The sequence below is a fragment of the Caballeronia sp. LZ024 genome, assembly GCF_031451455.1.
GTDB lineage: Bacteria > Pseudomonadota > Gammaproteobacteria > Burkholderiales > Burkholderiaceae > Caballeronia > Caballeronia telluris.
Genome location: NZ_JARUXL010000004.1, coordinates 1,260,269 through 1,283,153, shown reverse-complemented (window position 1 = coordinate 1,283,153; position 22,885 = coordinate 1,260,269). Strand labels below are relative to the sequence as shown.

The window sequence follows — 22,885 nt, the reverse complement described above, 5'->3', positions numbered from 1 at the left end:
GACTAGTCTTATCCGCAAAGCGTTCACTGCCCGAACCCCGTCAATCCGACGAGACTTCCCGCCGCCAGCAGCCACAGCGGATGGATCTTCGTCCGGTAAGACAGCACCGCGACGGCCGCCGTGATCGCGCCGAGCATCCACGTCGTATCGGACGCCTCCGCGATCAGCGCCGCGCTCGCCGCGACGAGCCCCGCCGTCATCGGCACGAGCCCGGACTGGATGTAGCGCCGCCACGGCCGGTCCTTGAAGCGCTCCCACGCGTGCATCGCGGCGATCGTCACGAGCGACGACGGCCCGAACTTCGCGATCGACGTCACGATCACGCCCGGCCAGCCCGCAACGTGCCAGCCGATCAGCGTGACGACCATCATGTTCGGCCCGGGCGCCGCCTGCGCGAGCGCGAAGAGTGCCGAAAAATCGGCCTTCGACATCCACTGATGCACGTCGACGACCTGTCGCTGCATCTCCGGCAGGATCGAATTGCCGCCGCCGAACGCGAGCAGCGAAAGCTGGCTGAAGATCGCGGCGAGCGAAACGAGAACGTGGTTCATCGGCGCACCTTCCGCGCGACGAGGACGGAAACCGGCGTGAGGACAAGCATCGTCGGCAGGAGCGGGAAGCGCAGCAGCGCGATGGCGACGAACGCCAGCGCGGCGATCAGCGCCATCTCGGGCTTCTTGCGCAACGGCCACGCGATCTTCACCGCCATCGCGACCAGCAGTCCGGCGGCCGCGGCGGCCAGTCCGGCAAAGAGATGCGCAACGCGCGGGTCCTCATGCGTGCGCTGATACACGACGCCGAGCGCGATCACGATCAGCGACGGTCCGACGATCAGCCCGAGCAGCCCCGCGAGCGCGCCCGGCACGCCGCGAAAGCGCATGCCGATCGCAACCGACAGGTTGATCACGTTGCCGCCCGGCAGGAACTGGCAGAGGCCGAGGAGTTCGGTGAACTCGTCGGGCGCGAGCCACTTGCGGCGCTCGACGATCTCGCGGCGCGCGAGCGGCAAGGCGCCGCCGAACGCGGTCAGGCCGAGCGTGAGGAAGCCGGTGAAGATCTGTGCGACGGTGGGAACGGGCGCGTGCGGCGTCGGATCGGGCGGCATGGGCAGACGGTCTGGGGAAAAGCCGCCAGCGTAACGCGTAACCCTTGCACTTTCCAGACGGCGCGCCGCAACCCGCGGTTTCAGCCGGCGCGCGCGCGCCGCGCTTCATACGCCTTCAGATGCGCGTAGGCGACCGCCAGCACCGACGCCCCGTCGTGCTTCGTCGTGCGCCGCGCCAGCAGGTCGCCGACGATATGATCCGCCTCGATCGCCGCGTTGTTCTCGAGGTCGCGCAGCATGGACGCCGTCAGGAGCGAGCCGCGCTCCGTGAACATCGCGCGTGCGCGCGCAGCGGTTTGCTCGCCCGGACGGTGGTTTTGATCGGCCGCGACCGCGCTACATTCGTCGAAGAGACCGAGCAGCAGCGCCTCGCCGCCTGGCGCCGCGAGAATATCGCCGATCGGCGCGCGCATCAGGCACGTGCCCGCCGCGAGCGTCGCGAGGAACACCCACTTTTCCCACATCGACTGGAGGATGTCGTCGCTCACTTGCAGGTCGAAGCCGGCGCCGCCGAACTCGGCGGCGATCCGTTCGATGCGCTCGGAACGTCCGCCCGCGCGCTCGCCGATCGTCATCGAATGCAGCTGGTTCAGATGGACGATTTCGCCCTCGGCGTCGAGCGTCGCGGCGATCACGCACTGGCCGCCCACCACGCGATCCGCGCCGAAGCGCGTTTCGAGCACGTCGAGATGGCGCATGCCGTTCAGAAGCGGCAACACGACCGTGTCCGGGCCGACCGCGCCCGCGAACGACTCGATCGCGCCGTCCAGGTCGTAGGCCTTGCAACTCAGCAGCACGAGATCGAAAGGCTCGGCGACGTCCTTCGCGAGGATCGTCGGCGGGCATTCCAGCGCCAGATCGCCGTGCGGGCTCCTCAGCTTGAGGCCGCACTGCCTGAGCCGCTCGGCGCGTCGCTCGCGCACGAGGAAGGTCACGTCCCTGCCCGCGTCGAGCAGCCGCCCGCCGAAATAGCCGCCGATCGCCCCCGCGCCCACCACCAGAATCCGCATGTCCCGCTCCTGTGTTCTATGTGTTTACGCCTGCCAGACGCCGTACCCGGCTTCCCGCAGACCGATCGCCAGTTCGACTTCCATCTCGCGCGCGCCGTCGTAAGGCATCGGGTTGTAGACGTCGTACAGATGCGGCAGGAGCCGCAGCCCGAAATCCCGCACGTAGCGATTCGACTGGATGCCGGCCTTGTGCTTGTCGAAGCGCACGTCCGGGTCGATGCCCGTCATGCCGACGTAGACGAACGGCTTGCCCAGCCGGTAGTCCGGATTCGCCCGGCGAAAGCGCGCTTCGTTCCAGACGGAATCGGACAATTCGATCACGTAGACGAAGTAATGATGGCGGCGCGGCTTTCGGGCAAGCGTCATGCGCGGTTCAAGGGCACGGGCAACGGGCGTTCATTCTAGACCGGCCGCGCGGCGCACGCCGGATCGGCGCGCACGGCCGTCCGGACGGCGCGGCGTCCCAGCCAGACGCGTGCCGAAGTGGTAATCTCGGGTCCGTCTGCGCTCGCGCGGCACCGTGACGCGCCCGAGCATCGCACCGCAACGCCCGGCGCGCTCCGCCGCCCGCCGAAAGCAACGCAGGATGCGATGCGTGAGAAAGCCGCGAGCGCCGCCCAATCGACACAACCCGACAACATCATCCCGCGCGCTGTCCGTCACGAGCAGCCAGCGCGCCGGTCATCCGGAGAGAAAGCATGAGCAAGCAAGCAATCGGCGTAGTGGGTCTCGCCGTCATGGGACGCAACCTGGCGCTGAACATCGAAAGCCGCGGGCACGCGGTCTCGGTGTACAACCGCAGCCGCGAGAAAACCGACGAACTGATCGCCGAGCATCCCGACAAGAAGCTCGTGCCGGCCTACACGCTGGAAGAATTCGTCGAGTCGCTGGAAACGCCGCGCCGCATTCTGCTGATGGTGAAAGCAGGCGCCGGCACCGACGCCACCATCGACGCGCTGCGCCCGCTGCTGCAAAAAGGCGACATCCTGATCGACGGCGGCAACACGCATTTCACCGACACCATCCGCCGCAACCAGGACCTCGCGAAGTCGGGGCTGCATTTCATCGGCACGGGCGTGTCGGGCGGCGAGGAAGGCGCGCTGAAAGGCCCGTCGATCATGCCGGGCGGCCAGCGCGAAGCCTACGATCTGGTCGCGCCGATCCTCACCGAAATCGCCGCGAAGGCGCCGGACGGCGAGCCGTGCGTCGCGTACATGGGACCGGACGGCGCGGGCCACTTCGTGAAGATGGTCCACAACGGCATCGAATACGGCGACATGCAGTTGATCGCCGAAAGCTACGACGTCATGAAGCGCGTCGCGGGGCTGTCGAACGAGGAACTGGGCAAGGTCTACACCGAGTGGAACGAAGGCGAACTGGATAGTTACCTGATTAAGATCACGTCGAAGATCTTCGCGAAGAAGGACGAGGAAACGGGCAAGGATCTCGTCGATGTGATCCTCGATCGCGCGGCGCAAAAGGGCACCGGCAAATGGACGAGCCAAAACGCGCTCGACCTCGGCGCGCCGCTGCCGCTCATCACCGAAGCGGTGTTTGCACGCGTGCTGTCGTCGCTGAAGGATCAGCGCGTCAAGGCGAGCAAACAGTTGAGCGGACCGTCGCCGAAGTTCGACGGCGACCGCGACGCGTTCATCGAATCGGTGCGGCGCGCGCTTTATCTGAGCAAGATCGTTTCGTATGCACAAGGGTTCGCGCAGTTGCGCGCGGCATCGGACGAATACAAGTGGAATTTGCATTACGGCGAGATCGCGAAGATCTTCCGCGCGGGCTGCATCATCCGCGCGCGCTTTTTGCAGAAGATCACCGACGCCTACACGAAGGACGAAGCCATCGCGAACCTGCTGCTCGATCCGTATTTCGCGGACATCGCCGCGAAGTACCAGGACGCGCTGCGCGACGTGGTGACCGCCGCGATCAAGGCGGGCGTGCCGGTGCCGGCGTTCTCGTCGGCGGTGGCTTATTTCGATGCGTATCGCTCGGAGCGGCTGCCCGCGAATCTGGTGCAGGCGCAGCGTGATTTCTTCGGCGCGCATACGTTCGAGCGCGTCGACAAAGCGGGAAGTTTCCACGCCGACTGGTCGTGATTCGCTTGACTGAGTAAAGGGCGGTCCTGTTGCGGGACCGCCCTTTTTCATTCGATCGTCACCCAGGCCGCATTCGCCCGGCTGCTCGTCAGCACGGCGTCGATGAAACGCAGTCCCGCGACGCCATCGTCGACGGTGGTCAGCCAGCCATCGCCTTGCGTCGCGCCTTGCTCGATGCACGACGCCGCGTCGGTATAAAGCTGCGCGAACGCTTCCAGATAGCCTTCGGGATGCCCGGCCGGGACGCGCGTCGCGTGCAGCGCTTCCGCGCTTTGCACGCGGCCGCGCGTGATCCGTTCCGACGCGCCGCCGAGCGGCGTGATCCACAACTCGTTCGGATTCTGCTGATCAAAGCTCAAACCCGCCTTCGTCCCGTAGACGCGCAGTCGCAACGCATTCTCCTCGCCCGCCGCGACCTGGCTCGCCCACAGCATGCCGCGCGCGCCGTTCGCGTAACGCAGCATCGCCTGCACGTGATCGTCGATTGGGCGGTTCGGCACGAACGTCGCCACTTCCGCCGATACCTCCGACGGCCGCATCCCCGTCACGTACTCGGCAAGCTGATACGCGTGCGTGCCGATGTCGCCGAGACAGCCGGCGGGGCCCGCGAGCGCGGGATCGGTGCGCCACGCCGCCTGCCGGTTCGACTGATGCTCGACGGGCAGCGAGAGCCAGTCCTGCGCATACTCGACGTTCACGAGCCGCACGTCGCCGAGCGCGCCCGCCTGCACGAGCGCGCGCGCGTGACGCACGAGCGGATAGCCCGTGTACGTGTAGGTGACCGCGAACACCAGCCCCTTCTCGCGCGCGAGACGCGCCAATGCCTCGCCCTCGTCGAGCGACACGGCGAGCGGCTTGTCGCAGATCACATGAATGCCGGCTTCGAGAAACGCCGTCGCGATGCGCGCATGCAGATGATTCGGCGTGACGATCGCGACGGCGTCGATGCCGTCTTCGCGCGCGGCTTCCGTCCTCGCCATCTCGCGGAAATCGGCGTAGCTGCGCGCGATGCCGATCGCCGCCGCGCTCGACGCCGCGCGCTGCGGGTCCGACGACAACGCGCCCGCCACGAGCTCGAAGCGGTCGTCGATGCGCGCCGCGATCCGGTGCACCGCGCCGATGAACGCGCCCTCGCCGCCGCCGACCATCCCCAGCCGCAGACGCCGCGTCACGACCGTTCTCCGATGCCGAGCACGCCGCGCAACTGCTCGCGGTTCGCGCCGCTGCCGGCGAAGTCGTCGAAGGCGCGCTCGGCCACGCGAATGATGTGATCGCGGATAAAGACCGCGCCCTCGCGCGCGCCGTCTTCGGGATGCTTCAGCGCGCATTCCCATTCGAGCACGGCCCAGCCGGGAAAGTCGTATTGCGCCATCTTCGAGAAGATCGCCTTGAAGTCGATCTGGCCGTCGCCGAGCGACCGGAAGCGGCCCGCGCGCTCGACCCAGCCCGAATAACCGCCGTAGACGCCCTGCCGTCCATCGGGACGAAACTCCGCGTCCTTCACATGGAACGCCTTGATGCGCTCGTGATAGATGTCGATGAATTGCAGATAGTCGAGTTGCTGCAACACGTAATGACTCGGATCGAAGAGGATATTCGCGCGCGGATGATTGCCGACCGCTTCCAGAAAACGCTCGAACGTCACGCCGTCGTGCAGGTCTTCGCCCGGATGCAGCTCGTAGCAGACATCGACGCCCGCTTCGTCGAACGCATCGAGAATGGGACGCCAGCGCGCGGCGAGTTCCTCGAACGCCGCTTCGACGAGACCCGCCGGGCGCTGCGGCCACGGATAAAAATACGGCCACGCGAGCGCACCCGAAAACGACACATGCGCCGACAACCCGAGCCGCCGCGAAGCCGCCGCCGCGTGCTTCATCTGCGCGATCGCCCACTCGGTGCGCGCCGCCGGATTGCCGCGCACATGCGGCGCGGCGAAGCCGTCGAAGAGCGTGTCGTAGGCCGGATGCACCGCGACCAGTTGCCCTTGCAGATGCGTCGACAATTCCGTGATGCACACGCCCGCGTCGCTCACGGTCTGGCGCAACTCGTCGCAATAGGCATCGCTCGTCGCGGCTTTTTCCAGGTCGATCAGGCGCGGATCGGCGGGCACCTGGATGCCCTCGTAACCCAGCCCCTTCGCCCATTGCGCGAGGTGCGCGAGGTTGTCGAAGGGCAACTCGTCGCCGAGAAACTGCGCGAGAAAAATCGCCGGGCCTTTGATGGTTTTCATGTCGCTCGCTCCATGAACGCTCGCGCGTTCGCCATCGAACGCGCGCGACGCGAAACAGGCAAACTCAGAACGGCGAGTTCGGATAGTAGAACTGCTTCGCGTTGTCCTTCGTGATCAGCACCGACGGAATGATCGTCGTCGCGGGCAGCTTCTCGCCCTTCAGGCGCGCTTCGGCCGTCAGCTTGATCGCGTCGTAGATGAACTTCGGCGAGTACGAGACATCGGCCTTCACGCGCGGATCGCCGTCCATGATGCGCTTGACCGCCTCCTTCGACCCCGCGCCGCCGAACACTTCCTTGATGTCCGTGCGCTTCGCCTGATCGATCGCCTTCAGCACGCCGATCATCATGTCGTCGTCGGCGGCCCAGACGGCGTCGATGTGCTTGAAGCGCGTGAGGTAATCCTGCATCACCTTGAATGCGTCGTCGCGATTCCAGTTTGCGTACTTCGCGTCAAGAATCTTGATGTCCGGATGCTGTTTCATCACGGATTCGAACGCGGCCCAGCGCTGGTTGTCGAGCGTCGTCGGAATGCCGCGCAAGGCGACGATGTCGCCCTTGCCGTTGAGCGTCTTCGCGAGATATTCTGCCGGCAGCTTGCCGAAGGCCGTGTTGTCGCCGGCGACGTAGGCATCCTGCGCGCTCGTGTCCGTGAGCCCGCGATCGACCACTGTCACATACACGCCCTTCTTCTTCACCTGCGCGACAGGCTGCGTGAGCGACGCCGATTCGAACGGGAAGATCACGAGCGCATTGATCTTGTTGACCGTGACGAGGTCCTGCAACTGGTTCGCCTGCTCGGGCGCGCCGCCCGCCGTCTTCACGATCACTTTGAGGTCGGGATGCGCCTTCTCCAGTTCCTTCTTCGCTTCATTCGCCCACCAGACGATGCCGCCCGTGAAGCCGTGCGTCGCAGTGGGAATCGCGACGCCGAGGACGACCTTGTCGGCGGCGAATGCGGACGATGTGGCGGCGAGCGCGCTCGTCGCGAGGGTCAGGGCGCCGAGCGCGCGAAGCATTTTTTTCATGGTGATGTCTCCAGATTTTCAGCACGCATCGCGCGCCCGGTTGGTTGTCGATTAGTTCGGTTCACTGCCAAAACGATCAACGACGCGATCAACGACGTCCACGCTGCAGGAAAGCCACGAAGATGATCACGGCGCCCTGCACCGCCGCGTTCAGGTACACGCTGATGATGCTCGTGAGGTTGAGGATGTTGCTGATGACCGAGAGCAAAATCGCGCCGATCACCGTGCCGATCACGCGCCCTTCGCCGCCCTTGAGCGCCGTCCCGCCGACGACCACGGCCGCGATCGCCTCCAGTTCCCACAGCAGGCCCGTGGTCGGCGTGGCCGAGCCGAGGCGCGGCACGTACAGCACCGTCGCGACGCCGACGCACAACCCGAGCAGCACGTAAGTGGCGATCTTCACGCTGTCGACGCGAATCGCCGCGTAACGCGCGACCTGTTCATTCGAGCCGATCGCCTGCACATGACGCCCGAACACCGTGCGGTTGAGCAGCAGCGTGCCGCCCGCCGCGACGATCAGGAAGACCCAGATCGGCACCGGCACGCCGAAGAGGCTCGCGTAATAGACAGGCCCGTAGAGATCGGCGAGCGAATTGTCGAGCGTGAGCGCGCCGCCGTCGGCAAGCCACGTCAGAAGCGCGCGGAACATGCCGAGCGTGCCGAGCGTCACGATGAACGGCTCGATGCGTCCCTTGGTCACGAGCAAACCATGCGCGAGACCGAAAAGACCCCCTAGAACAAGGGCTAAAACGATGCCGAGCATCACGATGGTGAGTGGCGCGAACGTGTGTCCGCCCACGCCTTCCTTGAGGCCGTTCATCAGCCAGATCATCGTGCCCGCGATCAGCGCGGCCATCGAACCGACCGAGAGATCGATGCCGCCCGAGATGATCACGAAGGTCATGCCCACCGCGATGATGCCGATGAAAGACGTGCGCGTGAGCACGTTCATCGCGTTGTCGAGCGTGGCGAAATCGCCGTTGAGCAACGTGCCGCCGACGCATAGCGCGATCAGCCCAAGGAGCGGCCCGATGCCGTGCAGCCGTCGCACAAAGCCGCCGACGCGGCTCGTTCGTTCGGCGTCTTCAGTGTGTGCCGGTCGCATGCGCGATCAACCTCTCTTCGGTCAGATGTTCGATGTCGAGCGTCGCGACGAGTTCGCCCGCGCGCATCACCGCGACGCGATGACACAAGCCGATCAGCTCGATCAGTTCGGACGAGATCACGATCACCGCGCGGCCTTCCGCGGCGAGCCGGTGGATCAGGAAATAGATGTCGCGCTTCGCCCCGACGTCGACGCCGCGCGTCGGTTCGTCGAGCACGATCACGCGCGGGTCGGGATGCAGAAACTTGGCGAGCGCGAGCTTCTGCTGGTTGCCGCCCGACAGCATGCGCGCGCGGCTCGCGAGATTGCCCGTGCGGATGCCGAAATCGCCGACAGCCTGCTTCAACGCCTGCCGCTCCGCCGCGCCGTCGACGAACGGATGCGCATAGCGTTCGAGCGTCATCAGCGTGAGGTTGTCCTTGAGCGACATGTCGACATGCAGCCCGCGCCCCTTGCGGTCTTCGCTCAGATACGTGAGGCCGAGCTTCATCGCGTCGCGCGGATCGTGCGGACGGGCCGCCGCGAGCGCTTGACCGTCGAGCGAGATGCGTCCTGCGGTACGCACGCGCACACCGATCAGCGATTCGAACAGTTCCGTGCGCCCCGCGCCGACCAGTCCCGCGAAACCGAACACTTCGCCCGCGCGCACCGAAAAGCTCACATTGCGCGCCCAGCCGGGCACGTAGACACCTTGCACCTGCAACGCGACGGGCGCATCGTCGGCGAGCGCGGGCTTGTCCGGAAACATGTCCGACACCTCGCGGCCCACCATCAGGTTCGCCATCTGCTGACGCGTGACATCGACGGTCGGCGCGCGCGTCACGAAACGGCCGTCGCGCATCACGATCACTTCGTCGGTCACGCGCTCCACTTCGTCGAGCTTGTGCGAGATATAGACGATCGTCACGCCGTCTTCCTTCAGCCGCGCCATCAGCTTGAAAAGACGCTGCGTTTCGGCGGGCGTGAGCGTCGCGGTCGGCTCGTCCATGATGAGCAGGCGTGCCTCGCGCAGCATCGCCTTCGCGATCTCGACCAGCTGCTTCTCCGCGACGATCAAATCGCGCACCTTCGTATCCGGATGCTTGTGCAGGCCGACATCGGCGAGACGCGCGCGGGCGGCTTCGCGCATCGCGGCTTCGTCGAGCAGGAAGCGGCGCCGCTTCTCGTGGCCGAGGAACATGTTCTGCACGATGCTCAGGTGATCCGCGAGATTCAGTTCCTGATGGATCAGCACGATACCGGCGGCTTCGGCATCGCGCGAACTGTCGAACGCGACCGGCACGCCTTGCACCGACACCGTGCCGCCGCTCGCGCGCTCGTAGCCCGCGAGGATCTTCATCAGCGTCGACTTGCCCGCGCCGTTCTCGCCGAGCAGCCCGTAGATGCGTCCGGGCGCGAGATCGAAGGTGACGCCATGCAGCACGCGCACCGGGCCGAACTGTTTTTCGATCGCATCGAAACGCACGGCAAGGCTCATCTCACGCGCTCCTTCGCAGGATCAACTGATGCGGCAGCAGCACGCCGCCGACCTGCACCTTCGGTTCGCGCAGGCGCCGCAGCAGCAGATGCGCGGCCGTCTCGCCGAGTTCCTGCATCGGTTGCGCGACCGTGGTGAGCGGCGGATCGATGTGCGCGGCCACGGCGATGTCGTCGAAGCCGACCACCGCGACGTCTTCCGGCACGCGCAGCGCCACGCCGCGCAAACCGTTGATCACGCCGATGGCGAGCGTGTCGGAGACGGCGAACACCGCGCTCGGGCGGTCGTCGCCAAGCGCGGCGAGTTGCCGCGCGGCGTCTTCGCCCGCCGTGTAGTCGAGGCTGTCGAGTTCGATTTGCCACGCCGGAAGCGGTTCGATGCCCGCGGCCTGAAGCGCATCGCAATAGCCCGCGAGGCGCTGTCGTCCGTAGAGATAGCCGTGGCCCGAATTGATCAGCGCAATTTTGCGGTGACCGCGCCCGATCAGATAGCGCACCACGTCGCCGGCGGCCGCGTGGTTGTCGATGCCGACGAACGGCACGGCCGCCGCCGGATCGAACTCGCAGCACGCGACCCACGGCAGCGTCGACGCCTCTTCGGCGAGCGCCTTCTGCACGGCGGCCGGATCGAGGCAGATCGCGCCGTCGGCACGGCGGCCGCGCAGCAGGTCGAAATAGCTGCGCTCGCGCAGCGGGTCGGCGCCCGTGTCGCAGAGCAGCATGAAGTAGCCGTTCTGGCGCGCGACGCTGTCGATGCCGCGCACGATCGCCGCGTAGAACGGATTGCCGAAATCGGGGACCATCGTGAGCAGCAGGCGGCTCTCCGCGGTGCGCAGATTGCGCGCGAGTTCGTTGATGCGATAGCCGCTTTCGGCCACGGCGGCGAGCACTTTTTCGCGCGTCGGCTGACGCACGTTCGTGTGGCCGTTGAGCACGCGCGATACCGTCGCGACCGACACGCCCGCTCTCTCGGCGACATCGGCAATCGACACTTCCTCAATCGGTCGTGCGGTCTCGGACACGGTCATCGCGGCTCGGCGCAGATGGAAATGTAATGGATTACATTATTGGTTGTGCTGCGCTGCGTTCGCAAGACGAATCGGATAGGGACAAACGCTTAAGACGCAGTTGCACAGGTCATGTCGATTCTGTGAAGCACCGGGCGTCGTAAGGTCGAGAGCGCGCTGTTTCGCCTTCACGCCTTCGATCACAACGACAAGGAGCTTTCAAATGCGATTCATGATGCTGATGATTCCCCACGGCTACGAAACCGCGGAACCCGGAACGATGCCGAGCGCGGACGCCGTCGCCGCCATGATGCGTTACAACGAGGAATTGCAAAAGGCCGGCGTGCTGCTCGCGCTCGACGGGTTGCATCCGCCATCGATGGGCGCGCGCGTTTCGTTCGAAGGCGGCAAGCCGCGCGTAACCGACGGACCGTTCGCGGAGGCGAAGGAAGTCGTCGGCGGATACTGGATGATCCAGGTGAAGTCGCGCGAGGAAGCGATCGAGTGGGCGAAGCGTTGCCCGGGATCGGGCAACGAAGTGATCGAAGTGCGGCAGGTGCAGGAATTCGCCGACTTCCCGCAGGACGTGCAAAAAGCGGCTGCCGGCTTTCCGGAGATGCAGCAACGCAAGCAGTAACGCAGCGCGTCTGGCTCGTTAGCGCGGCACGCCGGTCAGGTAAATCGGCGTCTTCGTCGAAAGCGATTCCTTCACCGCGCGGCCCGTATCGTCGACGAGCACTTCTTCCTGGCCTTGCTCGATCGCCCGCAGCACTTCCTTCACGACGTGCTCGGGCGTCGTCTTCGGCGCGGTGACGCCGGCGGTCATGTCGGTGTCGATGTAACCGGGATGCACCGCGACCACGAGCGTGCCCTGCTCGCGCAATTCCTGGCGCTGCACGTTGGTCACGGCCCACGCCGCCGATTTCGACACGCTGTACGCCCCGCCCGACGGCAGCGCGACCCAACTCAGCACCGACAACACGTTCACCACCGCGCCGCCGCCGTTGCGCTTCAGAACCGGCGCGAACGCCTGCGTGAGCGTGAGCGGCCCGATCACGTTGACTTCGAAGAGATCGCGCACGCCTTGCGTCGACGCTGGATCGATCAGGTCGCCACGCACCGTCGCGCCCGCGTTGTTGATGAGCACCTGCACGTCGGTGTAGCGCTCGGCGGCGGCCGCGACGTCAGCGGGATTCGTGACGTCGAGCCGGATCGCTTCGACGCCCTCGATCTTCACGCTGGCCGGATCGCGCGCGGCGGCGTAGACCTTCGCCGCTCCGGCTTCGACCAGCGACTTCGCGAATTGCTTGCCAAGGCCGCGATTGGCGCCGGTGACGAGTACCACTTTGCCTTTGATCTGCATCTGTTTCTCCAAAGTGCATATGCACTTTAATAATCGAAAAAAGACCCGCGCCGTCGCGGGTCTTGCGTTGCTTCCCGGTTCAAGCCGCCGCAGTCAATTCGAACAGCGACTGACGCAACTGCCGCGCGCGGTCCGCCCCGAACTTCTCCTCGAATTCCGCCTGCGCCGCCTGCCAGCACAGCGACGCCCGCGCGAGCGCTTCTCTGCCCGCATCGGAGAGCCGCAAGCCGACCGCGCGCGTCCCCGACGACTGCGGCGCCGCCTCGACGATACCGTCGCGCTGCAACGGTTTCAGCGCGCGCACGAGCGTCGTGCGATCCATCACCATCGAGTCGGCGAGATCCGCCATCTGGATGCCGGGACTGCGCCCGATCGCGGCCACCAGCGTGAACTGCGCGCCGGTGAGGCCCGCGCCGCTCAGATGGCGCTCGTACAACTGCGAGACGTAGCGCGCCGCCTGCCGGATCGCAAAGCAATTGCAGTCCAGGTAGGTCGACTTGCGCGCGGCAGAAGAGGTTGAACTTGAAGTCATGGTTCCAGCTTAGTTGTGCATATGCACTTTGTCAAGCGAAGCCAGTTCGTCTTACGCACGGACGCGGTTCCGATGTGTCCCCTATGCCGAAATCCGCAGTCGCGGCGCGACGAAAAGCCAAGACGCACGGATTTTGGTTTCCTAAATTGTGAACTTGAGCGGGGAGCCGGATTCGACACGCGCGCAAAGACGCGCCCCGCATCGGTGCAAGCCCTTCTTGCGCCGACGAATCCGGCCGTGTTCCAGTCGATTGCCAATTAAAAGGAGAGGAAACCATGCGTGTTCGCCCGAGCTTGAAACCGCTTGCCGTGATGCTGGCCTGTGCCGGCGCCCTCACCGTCCTGCCGCTCGCGGCATCGGCGGAAGACCTCGCCGTCAAGATCGGCTTTGCCGCGCCGCTCACCGGCGCGAACGCCGGCTACGGCAAGGACTTGCAGAACGGCGTGCAACTGGCGCTCGACGAGGCCAACGCGAAGAACATCAAGATCGGCGGCAAGACGGCGAAATTCGAAATCGCCGCCGAAGACGATCAGGCCGACCCGCGCGTCGGCGTGCAGGCGGCGCAGAAGCTCGTCGACGATGGCGTCGCGGTCGTCGTCGGCCACTTTAACTCGGGCACGACGCTGCCCGCGTCGCGCGTGTACGAGAACGCCGGCATCCCGGTGATCGACCCGGCGGCGACCAATCCGACCATCACCACGCAAGGATTCGCGAACGTCTTCACCGTCATTTCGAGCGACGCGCAGAACGCGGGCAACGCCGGCCTCTACGCGGTGACGACGACGAAGGCGAAGCGCATCGCGATCATCGACGACCGCACGGCCTTCGGTCAGGGCGAAGCCGACGAGTTCGAGAAGGCGGTGAAATCGAAGGGCGGGACGATCGTTGCGCGCGAGTTCAGCGACAACCAGACGGTCGATTTCAGCGCGCAGCTCACGCGCATCAAGGCGACGAACGCGGATCTGATCTTCTTCGGCGGACTTGACCGGCAGGCGGCGGCGGTCGTCAAACGGATGAAGCAGCTCGGCATGAACGCGCAGTTCGTGGGCGGCGGCGGCGTGATGGACGCGGATTTCCTGAAGCTCGCGGGCGATCCGGCCGAGGGCGCACAGGCGTGGGAATATGGCAGTCCGCTCGACAAGCTGCCGCACGGCAAGGCGTTCGACGAGAAGTTCAAGAAGCGCTTCGGCGTGGCGATTCTCTCCTACGCGCCGTTCGGCTACGACGCCGCGTGGGCCGCGATCCACGCGATGCAAAAGGCGAATTCGACCGATCCGAAGGTGTATCGGCCGGTGCTGAAGAAGATTTCGTTCGACGGCATCACCGGCCCGATCGCCTTCGACGACAACGGCGCGCTGAAGAACGCATCGTCGACGTTGTATCAGGTCAAGAACGGCGCGTGGGTGTCGATCGTCACGAAAAGCGGGATGTAAGCATCACGCCGCGTGCAGATAGGCGGACAGGCTGGCGCGCGTTTCGGCCGCCTCGTCCTCGAGCCACGCGGCGAACTGCTGTAACGCGGGCGACGGCGCGGGCCGCTCCGGATAGATCAGGTAATACGCCGCGCCGCTCGGCACGCACAGCGAAAACGGCGTGATGATGCGCTTCGCGCGCAAATCTTCTTCGATCAGAGAAAGATCGCCGATCGTGACGCCAAGTCCCTGCATCGCGGACGAAATCGCCAGATCGAGCGTATCGAAATGCTGCGCCTTCGCCGATGGCAATCCGCGGTAGCCGTATGCCTCCAGCCAGCGCAGCCAGTCGCGGCGGTCGCGCGTGGGATGCAAAAGGGTTTTATCGGCGAGCTCGTCGGGCGTCGCGGCCTGGCCTTTCCTGCCCTTCCAGAGATCCGGCGCGCAGACCGGCGTCAGTACTTCGTCGAACAGATGATGCGTGCTCACGCCCTTCACCGCCGGCTTGCCGAAGACGATCGCGGCATCGAACTGCTCGGCGTTGAATTCGACGCCGTGCGACACCGCCGCCGTCACCTCCACCACCAGCTCGGGCCGCTCGTTCTGCAGCCGTATGACGCGCGGCAAGATCCAGCGCATCGCGCAGGTCGGGCATTTCACGCGCAGCGTGCCGGACTGCGCGCCGCTCTTTCCCAGCGCCTCGCCGATCTGCGCGAACGCCTGCTGCAACGGCGCGAGCAGCATCGCCCCGTGCGGCGTGAGCGCGAGCCCGCGCGCCTGGCGCACGAAAAGCGCGTAGCCCAAATGCGATTCGAGCCCGGAAATCTGCCGGCTCACCGCGCCCTGCGTGAGATTGAGAACGTCCGCGGCGCGCGTGAAGTTGAGCTTCTGCGCGACGACCAGAAACGTTTTGAGCACGTCGAGTGACGGAAGCGGTTTCATCGAGGTTCCAGGCATGAACACGAAGCATGGCTAGTATGACAAACTTTCGATTGTCCGCCCATTATTGCTGCGGTTGAATCGACAAAAGACTCATCGCCAACGCTTCTGGAGCCGTCGTCGTGAAAAGTGCCTGCCTGCCTCAATCGAAACTGCCGAATGTCGGCACCACCATTTTCACCGTGATCGGCCAGCTCGCCGAGGAGCACCAGGCGTTGAACCTCTCGCAAGGCGCGCCGAACTTCGCCTGCGATCCGAAACTCGTCGAAGCCGTCACGCGAGCCATGCGGGCAGGACATAACCAGTATTCGCCGATGTCGGGCGTCGTCGCGCTGCGCGAGGCGCTCGCCGCGAAGACGGAAAAGCTCTACGGCGCGAAATACGATCCGGGCAGCGAAATCACCGTGGTCGCGAGCGCGAGCGAGGGTCTGTACGCGTCGATCAGCGCGCTCGTGCATCCCGGCGACGAAGTGATCTACTTCGAGCCGTCGTTCGACAGCTACGGCCCGATCGTCCAGTTGCAAGGCGCGACGCCGGTTGCGATCAAGCTGTCGGCGGCAACGTTTCAGATCGACTGGGACGAAGTCGCCGCGAAGATCACGCCGAAGACGCGCATGATCCTCGTCAATACGCCGCACAATCCGAGCGGCAGCGCCTTCACCGCGCACGACATCGAACGCCTGACGGCGCTCACGCGCGACACGCAGATCATCGTGCTCTCCGACGAAGTCTACGAGCACGTCGTGTTCGACGGCGCGCTGCATCAGAGCATGGCGCGTCATCCGGCGCTGGCCGAGCGCAGCGTGATCGTGTCGTCGTTCGGCAAGTCGTATCACGTGACGGGCTGGCGCGTCGGGTTCTGTCTGGCGCCGGCCGAACTCACCGCCGAGATCCGCAAGGTCCACCAGTTCATGACGTTCTCCGCCGACACGCCGATGCAGATCGCGTTCGCCGAAGCGCTCGCGGAGGAATCGAGCTATCTCGGCCTCGGACCGTTCTATCAGCGTAAGCGCGACCTGCTCGCGAACGCGCTCGCGGGCTCGCGTTTTGAACTCTTGCCGAGCGCGGGCAGTTTCTTCATGCTTGCACGCTTTGGCGCATTCTCCGACGAAAGCGACAGCGACTTCGTGCTGCGGTTGATTCGCGAGGCGCGGGTCGCGACCATTCCGCTGTCCGCGTTCTACGCCGACGGCACGGACAATCGCGTGATCCGCCTTTCGTTCGCGAAGGACGACGAGACGCTGCTCGAAGGCGCGCGCCGCCTTCATTCGATCTAATACCAAACCGGGAGACTCAGGAATGCTCAGACTGAATCACAAGCTGGCGGCGGCCGTCGTGCTCGCCTGCTCGTTCGGCTGCACCGCGGCGCTCGCCGCCGACACGCTGCGCTTCGGCCTCGAAGCGCAATATCCGCCGTTCGAATCGAAGTCGTCGACGGGCGAGTTGCAGGGGCTTGACATCGACGTCGGAAAGGCCGTCTGCGTCGCGGCGAAGATGACCTGCCAGTGGGTCGAGACGTCGTTCGACGGCCTGATTCCCGCGCTGCAAGGCCGCAAGTTCGACGCGATCAACTCCGCGATGAACGCCACCGACGCGCGCCGCCAGGCCATCGATTTCACGACCGTCGTGTATCGCGTGCCGACGCAGCTCATCGCAAAGACCGGCAGCGGCTTGCAACCGAGCGTCGAATCGCTGAAGGGCAAAAGCGTCGGCGTGTTGCAGGGTTCGATCCAGGAAACGTATGCCAAGGCGCACTGGGCGAACGCGGGCGTGAACGTCGTCGCGTATCAGGACCAGAACCAGGTCTATACCGATCTCGTCGCCGGCCGGCTGGACGGTACGCTCGTGCTCGCGCCCGCCGGACAAACCGGCTTCCTCTCGAAGCCGGACGGCAAGGGCTACAGCTTCGCCGGCGCGCCCGTGCGCGACGACAAGATCCTCGGCAGCGGCATCGCGTATGGCGTGCGCAAGGGCGACGACGCGCTGAAGGCGAAGCTCAACGCCGCCATCGAGAAGGTCAAGGCGGACGGCACCATCGACAAGTACGCGAAGAAGTATCTCGGCGACATCGATATTTCGGCGAAGTAAGCTCGCGCAGGCGGCGTTCGTGCAGCGTTTTATCGGCGCTGGCACACTGGCGGATCGATTTCAACGGACTGACCATGAGTACGCCGCCCTCGACCACCCCCGGAGCGCCTTCCGGCACGCCCGCGCCGCCCCCGCTCGCGGGCGGCCAGCTCGTCCTCGCGACCTTCGCCGTGGCGCTTGCCACCTTCATGAACGTGCTGGATTCGTCGATTGCGAACGTCGCGATTCCGACGATCTCCGGCAATCTCGGCGTCTCGGTCAACGAAGGCACCTGGGTCATCACCGTGTTCGCGGCGTCCAACGCCGTCTCCATTCCGCTCACCGGCTGGCTCACGCAGCGCATCGGGCAGATCAAGCTCTTTGTCGGCGCCATTCTCCTGTTCGTGATTTCGTCGTGGCTGTGCGGGCTCGCGCCGAACCTGCCGGTGCTGCTCGTCGCGCGCGTGCTGCAAGGCGCGGTCGCCGGGCCGCTGATTCCGCTCTCGCAGGCGATCCTGCTCGGTTCGTATCCGAAGGAGAAGTCGTCGATGGCGCTCTCGCTCTGGGCGATGACCGCGACGGTCGGCCCGATCGCGGGTCCGGCGCTCGGCGGCTGGATCACCGACAGCTATTCGTGGTCGTGGATCTTCTACATCAACATCCCGGTCGGCCTCTTCGCGGCGGCCGTGACGTGGATCATCTACCGCAAGCGAGAATCGCCGACGAAGAAAGCGCCCATCGACACGGTCGGGCTCGCGCTGCTCGTCGCGTGGGTGGCGTCGCTGCAGGTCATGCTCGACAAGGGCCGCGACCTCGACTGGTTTTCATCGCCGGTGATTGTCGTGCTCGCGATCGTCGCGGTGATCGCGTTTGCGTTTTTCGTCGTGTGGGAATTGACGGATGAAAACCCGGTCGTCGATTTGCGGCTCTTTGCGGGCCGCAACTTCTTTGGCGGAACAGTGGCGATTTCGGTCGCGTATGGCGTCTTTTTCGGCAATCTCGTGCTGTTGCCGCAATGGATGCAGCAGTATCTGAATTACCGCTCGGTGGATGCGGGCCTCGTCACCGCGCCGCTCGGCATCTTCGCCGTGATCCTCGCGCCGGTGATGGGCAAGGTGCTGCCGCGCAGCGACGCGCGCGTGATCGCGACGATGGCGTTCGTCGGCTTTGCGATCGTGTTCTATATGCGTTCGAAGTACGTGATCGAGATCGACACGTGGCATCTCGTCTTGCCGACGCTCTTGCAAGGCATTCCGATGGCGCTCTTCTTCGTGCCGCTCACGTCGATCGTGCTGTCGGGCTTGCCGCCCTCGAAGATTCCGGCAGCCGCCGGTTTGTCGAATTTCGCGCGCGTGTTTTGCGGCGCGGTGGGCACGTCGCTGTTCGGCAATGCCTGGGACAACCGGATCGCGTTGCACCACGAACGGCTCACCGAGCAGGCGAATGTCTATAACCCGACGTTCCTGCAATCGCTCGGGACATCGCAGACGGTGCTCAACGTGAACGACGCGCAAGCGCGCGGCGTGTTCAACTTCAACGTCAGCACGCAAGCGGCGATGATGGGGCTCAACGACATTTTCTTTATGTCGGCGGTGATCTTCCTCGCGATCATTCCGCTGATCTGGATCACCAAGCGGGCCAAAGGCGGCGGCGGCGCGGCGGCCGGCGCGCACTGAAAGCGGCCGTCGCCCGTACAGGCGCATACGGGCGACGGCGCAACCCTACGATTTCAGCCCGAAGTCCACTCGCGTGGCTGCGCCCTTGTCCTTGATGCCGTCGGTGTCCATCTTCGGCGCGACGACGAAGATCCGCTTGCTGTCGATCTTGCCGTCGAAGTATTCCTGCACCGCCGCCGCGCGGCTCTGCGCGAGCGCCCTGAGCGCGGCGTCGTCGACCGGCGCATTTTCGGCGAGCGCCTTCTTCATTTCTTCGTCCGGCAGCGTCTTGGTCAGCCCGATCATGTTGCGCGGCTTCTTGAAGTCCGCCGACTTGTAAGCCTTCGCCAGATACTTGCTGTATTCGTCGCCGGACACTTTCATCGTCGACGGATCGACGCTCGCGCCGCCGCCCGCCTGATCGCGCAGCTTCGCGATCCGCACCTGCCGCTCGACATACGCGGCCCGCAGCGCCGGACCATCGACCGCCGGGTCCACCCGCGCCGACAGATCGAGCCTGATCGACGGCTTGTCGGCGAGCGCCTTCGCGATCGTGTCGAGCTTTTTCTTCGCGGCGTCGGTCAGGTCGTCCGAGCCGGGGTCGAATTCGACGTAACCCAGTTCCTCGCCATTGCCGCCGAACGCGTGCGCGAGCAGCGTGAACGGCGCGGTCACGGCCTTCTGCACGAGATTGACGATGGCCTGCCAGACGAGCCCGCCGATCGAAAACTCGGGGTTCGACAGCGACCCGGAAATCGGAATGTTCACGTCGATTTCGCCGCGCGAGTTCTTCAGCAGCGACACCGCGAGGCGCACCGGCAGTTTGGTGGCGCTCGGGTTGTCGACGTGATCGCCGAACGTGAGTTGATCGATGAACAGGTGATTGTTCGCGGTGAGCTGATCGTTCGCGAGCATGTAGTGCAGATCGACGTTCAGCTTGCCTTTCGTGATCGGATAACCCGCATATTTCGACGAATACGGCGTGAGATTGGTCAACTCGACGTCGTGCGCGCTCGCCGTCAGGTCGAGCGACGGCTTCTTGATGAGCGGATTCACCTGCCCCTTGATCGACACCGGACCGTTCGCGGCCAGTTTCGCGGCGACATCGACCGGCGCGGGCGTGGTCGAGTGCGTGCCGAATGCGCCGATCGTCCCGGTGATGCCCACCAGGTTCGCGGTGTAATTCGGCTTGATGAAGTTGTCGGTGTAAGTGACGCGCCCGTTCTGCAACACGAGCTGTCCGAAGCGCAGGTTCACGGGACTCTCGGGGCCGCTCGCGGCGGTCACGGTCTGCGGCGCGCTGGTTGGCACCGGCGCCGAGGCTTCGGCGGGCGCGTCCTTCTCGCGCGTGACGGATTGCGCGGGCCCGCTCTGGCTCGCGACCACGTCGCGCAGGTTCAGCTTGCCCTGCGCGTTGAGAATCACGCGCCCGTAGAAGTTCGCGAACACGACGCGCGCCGCCTCGACGTCCGTGCCGCGCTCGCTGTAGTCGGCCTTGACGTTCGTGAGGCCGAGCAGTTTCCAGCCGGCGAACGGGTCGGAGCTCGCCTTGTCGATCATGCGCACGTTCGCGAGCGACACGTCGCCCTTGTACGACGCCTTCAGGTCGCGCCCGCTGCCCGCCATCGCGACGTCGCCGTTCGCGTTCACGAGCGCGCTCGCAATCGCGACGTTGAGCTTGTCGCCGAAATACGGCACGAACGCGGCGGCATCGACCTGATTGCCGTCGACGTGCAGCGCCACTTTCAGCGGATTCACCGTCACCGTGCCGCCCACGCCGAGCGCGCCCTTGCCGTTCAACGTGAGCTTGCCGTCGACGGCGAGCGGCTTCGAGAGGTCCTCGCTCATTTGCTTAACGTTCACGTTCAGCGGCGCGACATGCAGCTTGACGGGCTGCGTCGTGGTTTCGTCGGTGAAGTTCGCGCTCGAATCGGCGAGCGCGATCTGGCCGATCTGATAGCGCCACGCCGGCCCCGCCGCCTGCGCTTTCTGGATCTTGCGCGTGGCGCTCGGCTCGGGCGCCGCTTCGTGCGGGCCGGCGAGCGCCGCGAGGTCGATCGTGCCGTCCTTCCTGCGCGTGGCGTCGACGGAAAGGCCGCTCAACTGCACGCTGTCGATGGCGGCCGTGCGCGCGCCGACATCGACTTTCTGGATCTTCGCGACCGCCGACGCCAGCGCGACCGGCGCCGCATTCGACTTCGGCACGAGTTTGAGCGACTTGAGCGTCACGTCGCCCGCGCCGATCTGGATGGCGGGTTCCGGCTTCGACCAGTCGACGGAAAGCGGCAGGGTCGCGCCGAGCGACCCGTCGGTGACGCGCGCGGCCAGCGCGTTGTCGATGTACGGCTGGAACGGCGGCAACGCGATGGCATCGACGGCGAGTTTCAGGTCGGCGGTCTTCGCGGCGAGCGTGAAGCTGCCCGACGCATCGAGCGTGCCGCCCTTGCCGAGCGCCGTCTTGAGCGTGTAACGCGCGGGCGTCTTCGCGAGCGTCGAGAAATCGTCGACGGTGACTTGCAGGTTCGACAGCGTGTCCTGCGTGCGCTCTGCCAGCAGACGGTCGTCCAGCGCGATCCGCCCGCCGTCGATGCCAAGATGCTTCACCGCGAGATCGAGCGGCGGCGCGGCCTGCTCCGGCGTCTTCGCGTCCTTCGGCGCCGGCGCTTCCGGCTTGGCGGGCGGCGCGAGCTTCGCGAAGTTGAACGCGCCCGACTTGTCGCGCTCGATCGCGACGTCCGGCTGCGAAATGCGCAGGTCGTCGATCCGGTACAGGTTGCGCAGCGGTTCGGCATTGGCGATCTTCACGTGCAGCGCGCGCGCCGCCACGAGCGGCGCGTTCTGCCTGTCGGTCACGGCGAGATCGGCGAGGTCGGCGGTGCCGTCGATGTGGATCGCGGGCGCGCCGTCGGCTATCGAAAAGCGCACGTTCAGATCGGTCGAAAGCTGGCCGCTTTTCACCGCCACCGGCAGCGAGGCCGGCGCGTAGGAGGCCACCTTCGGCACGTCGAGCCCGTCGAGCGTCACCGCGATTTCCGACTCCCGCGACTGCGCGAACGGCTTGGTGCGGCCCTTGATGGAAAGCGGCGAGCCGTCAATATGCGCCTGTAGCGAAGGCGTCACGAAAATGTCGGTGGCGGACGGCAGCGTGGCGATAAACGGAATGCCGAGCGCCCAGCGGTCGATTACGTGGCGCGCGTTCAGCAGCCGGTCGTCGAAATCGATGCGGCCGTTCTCCAGCCGGATGTTCGACACCGAGAAGCGCGCCGGACCTTTCGACGGTTCGGGCGACGGCTTCGAGAATTTCGCGATCAGGTCGGAGAAATTGAAACGCTCGGCGTCGTAGCGCACGAGGGCGAAGCGCGGCGAGTCGATCTTCACTTCGTCGACGATCGGCGCGAGCCGGAACACCGACGACCACGACGTGCGCACGATGAGCCGCTCCACGTCGATGAAGTTCGCGGCGTTGGCCGGTGCGCCTTTCAGGTTCGCCGCCGACTCGCCGATGTGCACGCGGTCCGCCTCGAATTCGAGCGTGTAGGGATTGAGCGCGATGCGTCCGATTGTCACCGGACGGTCGAGTTGCGTGCTCAGTTGCTGCTCGGCGACGTGCCGGATGAGCGGCGGCGCCGCGAAGAATCCGAGGAGCCCGATGACGGCGAGCGCTATCAGCAGGCCGATGCAGATGCGCCGGGTGCGGCGCGCGCCGGCGACGCCGCGCAGGGTTTGTCCGGCCGAGGCCAGCGGTGACTTGGTGACGCTTGCCATGCGATGCGTTGCGCGCGGCTCGGTGCAGCGAAGCACGCGCCGCGCGGTCAGGGAATTGTGATGCCCGAGTATACGACGATGCAGAGC

General features: G+C 65.5%; 20 protein-coding genes. 6 read left to right on the top strand and 14 right to left on the bottom strand.

The genetic code is table 11. From position 1 onward, the window contains the following. Positions 1-23 precede the first annotated feature (23 nt). From QCE48_RS28135 to QCE48_RS28120, 4 genes are all read right to left on the bottom strand, one after another. Positions 24-551 (bottom strand): chromate transporter, encoded by a 528-nt coding sequence (locus tag QCE48_RS28135; protein ID WP_309781797.1) that lies wholly within the window; start codon positions 549-551, stop codon positions 24-26. After that, positions 548-1,105 carry a chromate transporter gene (locus QCE48_RS28130; protein ID WP_309781793.1) on the bottom strand — a complete coding sequence of 186 codons (558 nt, stop codon included), beginning with the start codon at positions 1,103-1,105 and terminating at the stop codon, positions 548-550. The genes QCE48_RS28135 and QCE48_RS28130 overlap by 4 nt, the downstream gene beginning before the upstream one ends. A gap of 80 nt (positions 1,106-1,185) precedes the next feature. Beyond that, a complete protein-coding gene (gene panE, locus QCE48_RS28125) occupies positions 1,186-2,115 on the bottom strand; it encodes a 2-dehydropantoate 2-reductase (RefSeq protein WP_309781791.1) in 930 nt (309 codons plus the stop codon). Positions 2,116-2,139: 24 nt separating this feature from the next. Further along, positions 2,140-2,481: a hypothetical protein gene (locus QCE48_RS28120; RefSeq protein ID WP_087633255.1), complete on the bottom strand. Its 342-nt coding sequence runs from the start codon at positions 2,479-2,481 to the stop codon at positions 2,140-2,142. A 332-nt stretch (positions 2,482-2,813) separates the two neighbouring features. Between QCE48_RS28120 and gndA the strand changes: the two genes are divergently transcribed. Then, on the top strand, positions 2,814-4,220 hold the full coding sequence (gene gndA, locus QCE48_RS28115; RefSeq protein WP_309781788.1) for an NADP-dependent phosphogluconate dehydrogenase: 1,407 nt from the start codon (positions 2,814-2,816) through the stop codon (positions 4,218-4,220). Positions 4,221-4,267: 47 nt separating this feature from the next. Here the strand turns inward: gndA and QCE48_RS28110 are convergent, their stop codons facing one another. From QCE48_RS28110 to QCE48_RS28085, 6 genes are all read right to left on the bottom strand, one after another. Continuing rightward, a complete protein-coding gene (locus QCE48_RS28110; RefSeq protein WP_309783734.1) occupies positions 4,268-5,368 on the bottom strand; it encodes a Gfo/Idh/MocA family oxidoreductase in 1,101 nt (366 codons plus the stop codon). A 20-nt stretch (positions 5,369-5,388) separates the two neighbouring features. Continuing rightward, a complete protein-coding gene (locus QCE48_RS28105) occupies positions 5,389-6,450 on the bottom strand; it encodes a sugar phosphate isomerase/epimerase (RefSeq protein WP_087633253.1) in 1,062 nt (353 codons plus the stop codon). A gap of 64 nt (positions 6,451-6,514) precedes the next feature. Beyond that, positions 6,515-7,477, bottom strand: coding sequence for a substrate-binding domain-containing protein (locus tag QCE48_RS28100; RefSeq protein ID WP_309781785.1), 963 nt, complete (start codon positions 7,475-7,477; stop codon positions 6,515-6,517). A gap of 88 nt (positions 7,478-7,565) precedes the next feature. After that, a complete protein-coding gene (locus QCE48_RS28095; protein ID WP_309781784.1) occupies positions 7,566-8,582 on the bottom strand; it encodes an ABC transporter permease in 1,017 nt (338 codons plus the stop codon). Continuing rightward, positions 8,563-10,059 (bottom strand): sugar ABC transporter ATP-binding protein, encoded by a 1,497-nt coding sequence (locus QCE48_RS28090; RefSeq protein ID WP_309781783.1) that lies wholly within the window; start codon positions 10,057-10,059, stop codon positions 8,563-8,565. The genes QCE48_RS28095 and QCE48_RS28090 overlap by 20 nt, the downstream gene beginning before the upstream one ends. A gap of 1 nt (position 10,060) precedes the next feature. Then, complete coding sequence (locus tag QCE48_RS28085; RefSeq protein WP_309781781.1) at positions 10,061-11,086, bottom strand: LacI family DNA-binding transcriptional regulator; 1,026 nt, start codon at positions 11,084-11,086, stop codon at positions 10,061-10,063. Positions 11,087-11,288: 202 nt separating this feature from the next. Here QCE48_RS28085 and QCE48_RS28080 point away from each other — a divergent pair, with 202 nt between their 5' ends. Then, positions 11,289-11,702 (top strand): YciI family protein, encoded by a 414-nt coding sequence (locus QCE48_RS28080; RefSeq protein WP_309781780.1) that lies wholly within the window; start codon positions 11,289-11,291, stop codon positions 11,700-11,702. Positions 11,703-11,720: 18 nt separating this feature from the next. On the opposite strand, the gene QCE48_RS28075 is transcribed toward QCE48_RS28080, so the two are convergent. Further along, positions 11,721-12,428 (bottom strand): SDR family oxidoreductase, encoded by a 708-nt coding sequence (locus QCE48_RS28075; RefSeq protein ID WP_309781779.1) that lies wholly within the window; start codon positions 12,426-12,428, stop codon positions 11,721-11,723. Between the two features lie 79 nt (positions 12,429-12,507). Beyond that, the gene (locus QCE48_RS28070; protein WP_309781778.1) at positions 12,508-12,960 is read right to left on the bottom strand and encodes a MarR family winged helix-turn-helix transcriptional regulator; all 453 of its coding nucleotides are present in this window, start codon (positions 12,958-12,960) and stop codon (positions 12,508-12,510) included. 275 nt (positions 12,961-13,235) lie between these two features. On the opposite strand from QCE48_RS28070, the gene QCE48_RS28065 reads away from it, so the two are divergent. After that, positions 13,236-14,393, top strand: coding sequence for a branched-chain amino acid ABC transporter substrate-binding protein (locus tag QCE48_RS28065; RefSeq protein WP_116563410.1), 1,158 nt, complete (start codon positions 13,236-13,238; stop codon positions 14,391-14,393). Positions 14,394-14,396: 3 nt separating this feature from the next. On the opposite strand, the gene QCE48_RS28060 is transcribed toward QCE48_RS28065, so the two are convergent. Continuing rightward, on the bottom strand, positions 14,397-15,314 hold the full coding sequence (locus QCE48_RS28060) for a LysR substrate-binding domain-containing protein (protein WP_309781777.1): 918 nt from the start codon (positions 15,312-15,314) through the stop codon (positions 14,397-14,399). A gap of 119 nt (positions 15,315-15,433) precedes the next feature. On the opposite strand from QCE48_RS28060, the gene QCE48_RS28055 reads away from it, so the two are divergent. The 3 genes from QCE48_RS28055 (at position 15,434) to QCE48_RS28045 (ending at position 19,054) form a co-directional block, all read left to right on the top strand. Then, positions 15,434-16,588, top strand: a complete 1,155-nt coding sequence (locus QCE48_RS28055) for a methionine aminotransferase (RefSeq protein WP_309781776.1) — start codon at positions 15,434-15,436, stop codon at positions 16,586-16,588. Between the two features lie 22 nt (positions 16,589-16,610). Beyond that, positions 16,611-17,399 (top strand): ABC transporter substrate-binding protein, encoded by a 789-nt coding sequence (locus QCE48_RS28050; RefSeq protein WP_116563413.1) that lies wholly within the window; start codon positions 16,611-16,613, stop codon positions 17,397-17,399. 74 nt (positions 17,400-17,473) lie between these two features. Then, positions 17,474-19,054: a DHA2 family efflux MFS transporter permease subunit gene (locus QCE48_RS28045; RefSeq protein ID WP_309781775.1), complete on the top strand. Its 1,581-nt coding sequence runs from the start codon at positions 17,474-17,476 to the stop codon at positions 19,052-19,054. 45 nt (positions 19,055-19,099) lie between these two features. Here the strand turns inward: QCE48_RS28045 and QCE48_RS28040 are convergent, their stop codons facing one another. Beyond that, the gene (locus QCE48_RS28040; protein WP_309781774.1) at positions 19,100-22,798 is read right to left on the bottom strand and encodes a DUF748 domain-containing protein; all 3,699 of its coding nucleotides are present in this window, start codon (positions 22,796-22,798) and stop codon (positions 19,100-19,102) included. Between the last annotated feature and the right edge of the window lie 87 nt (positions 22,799-22,885).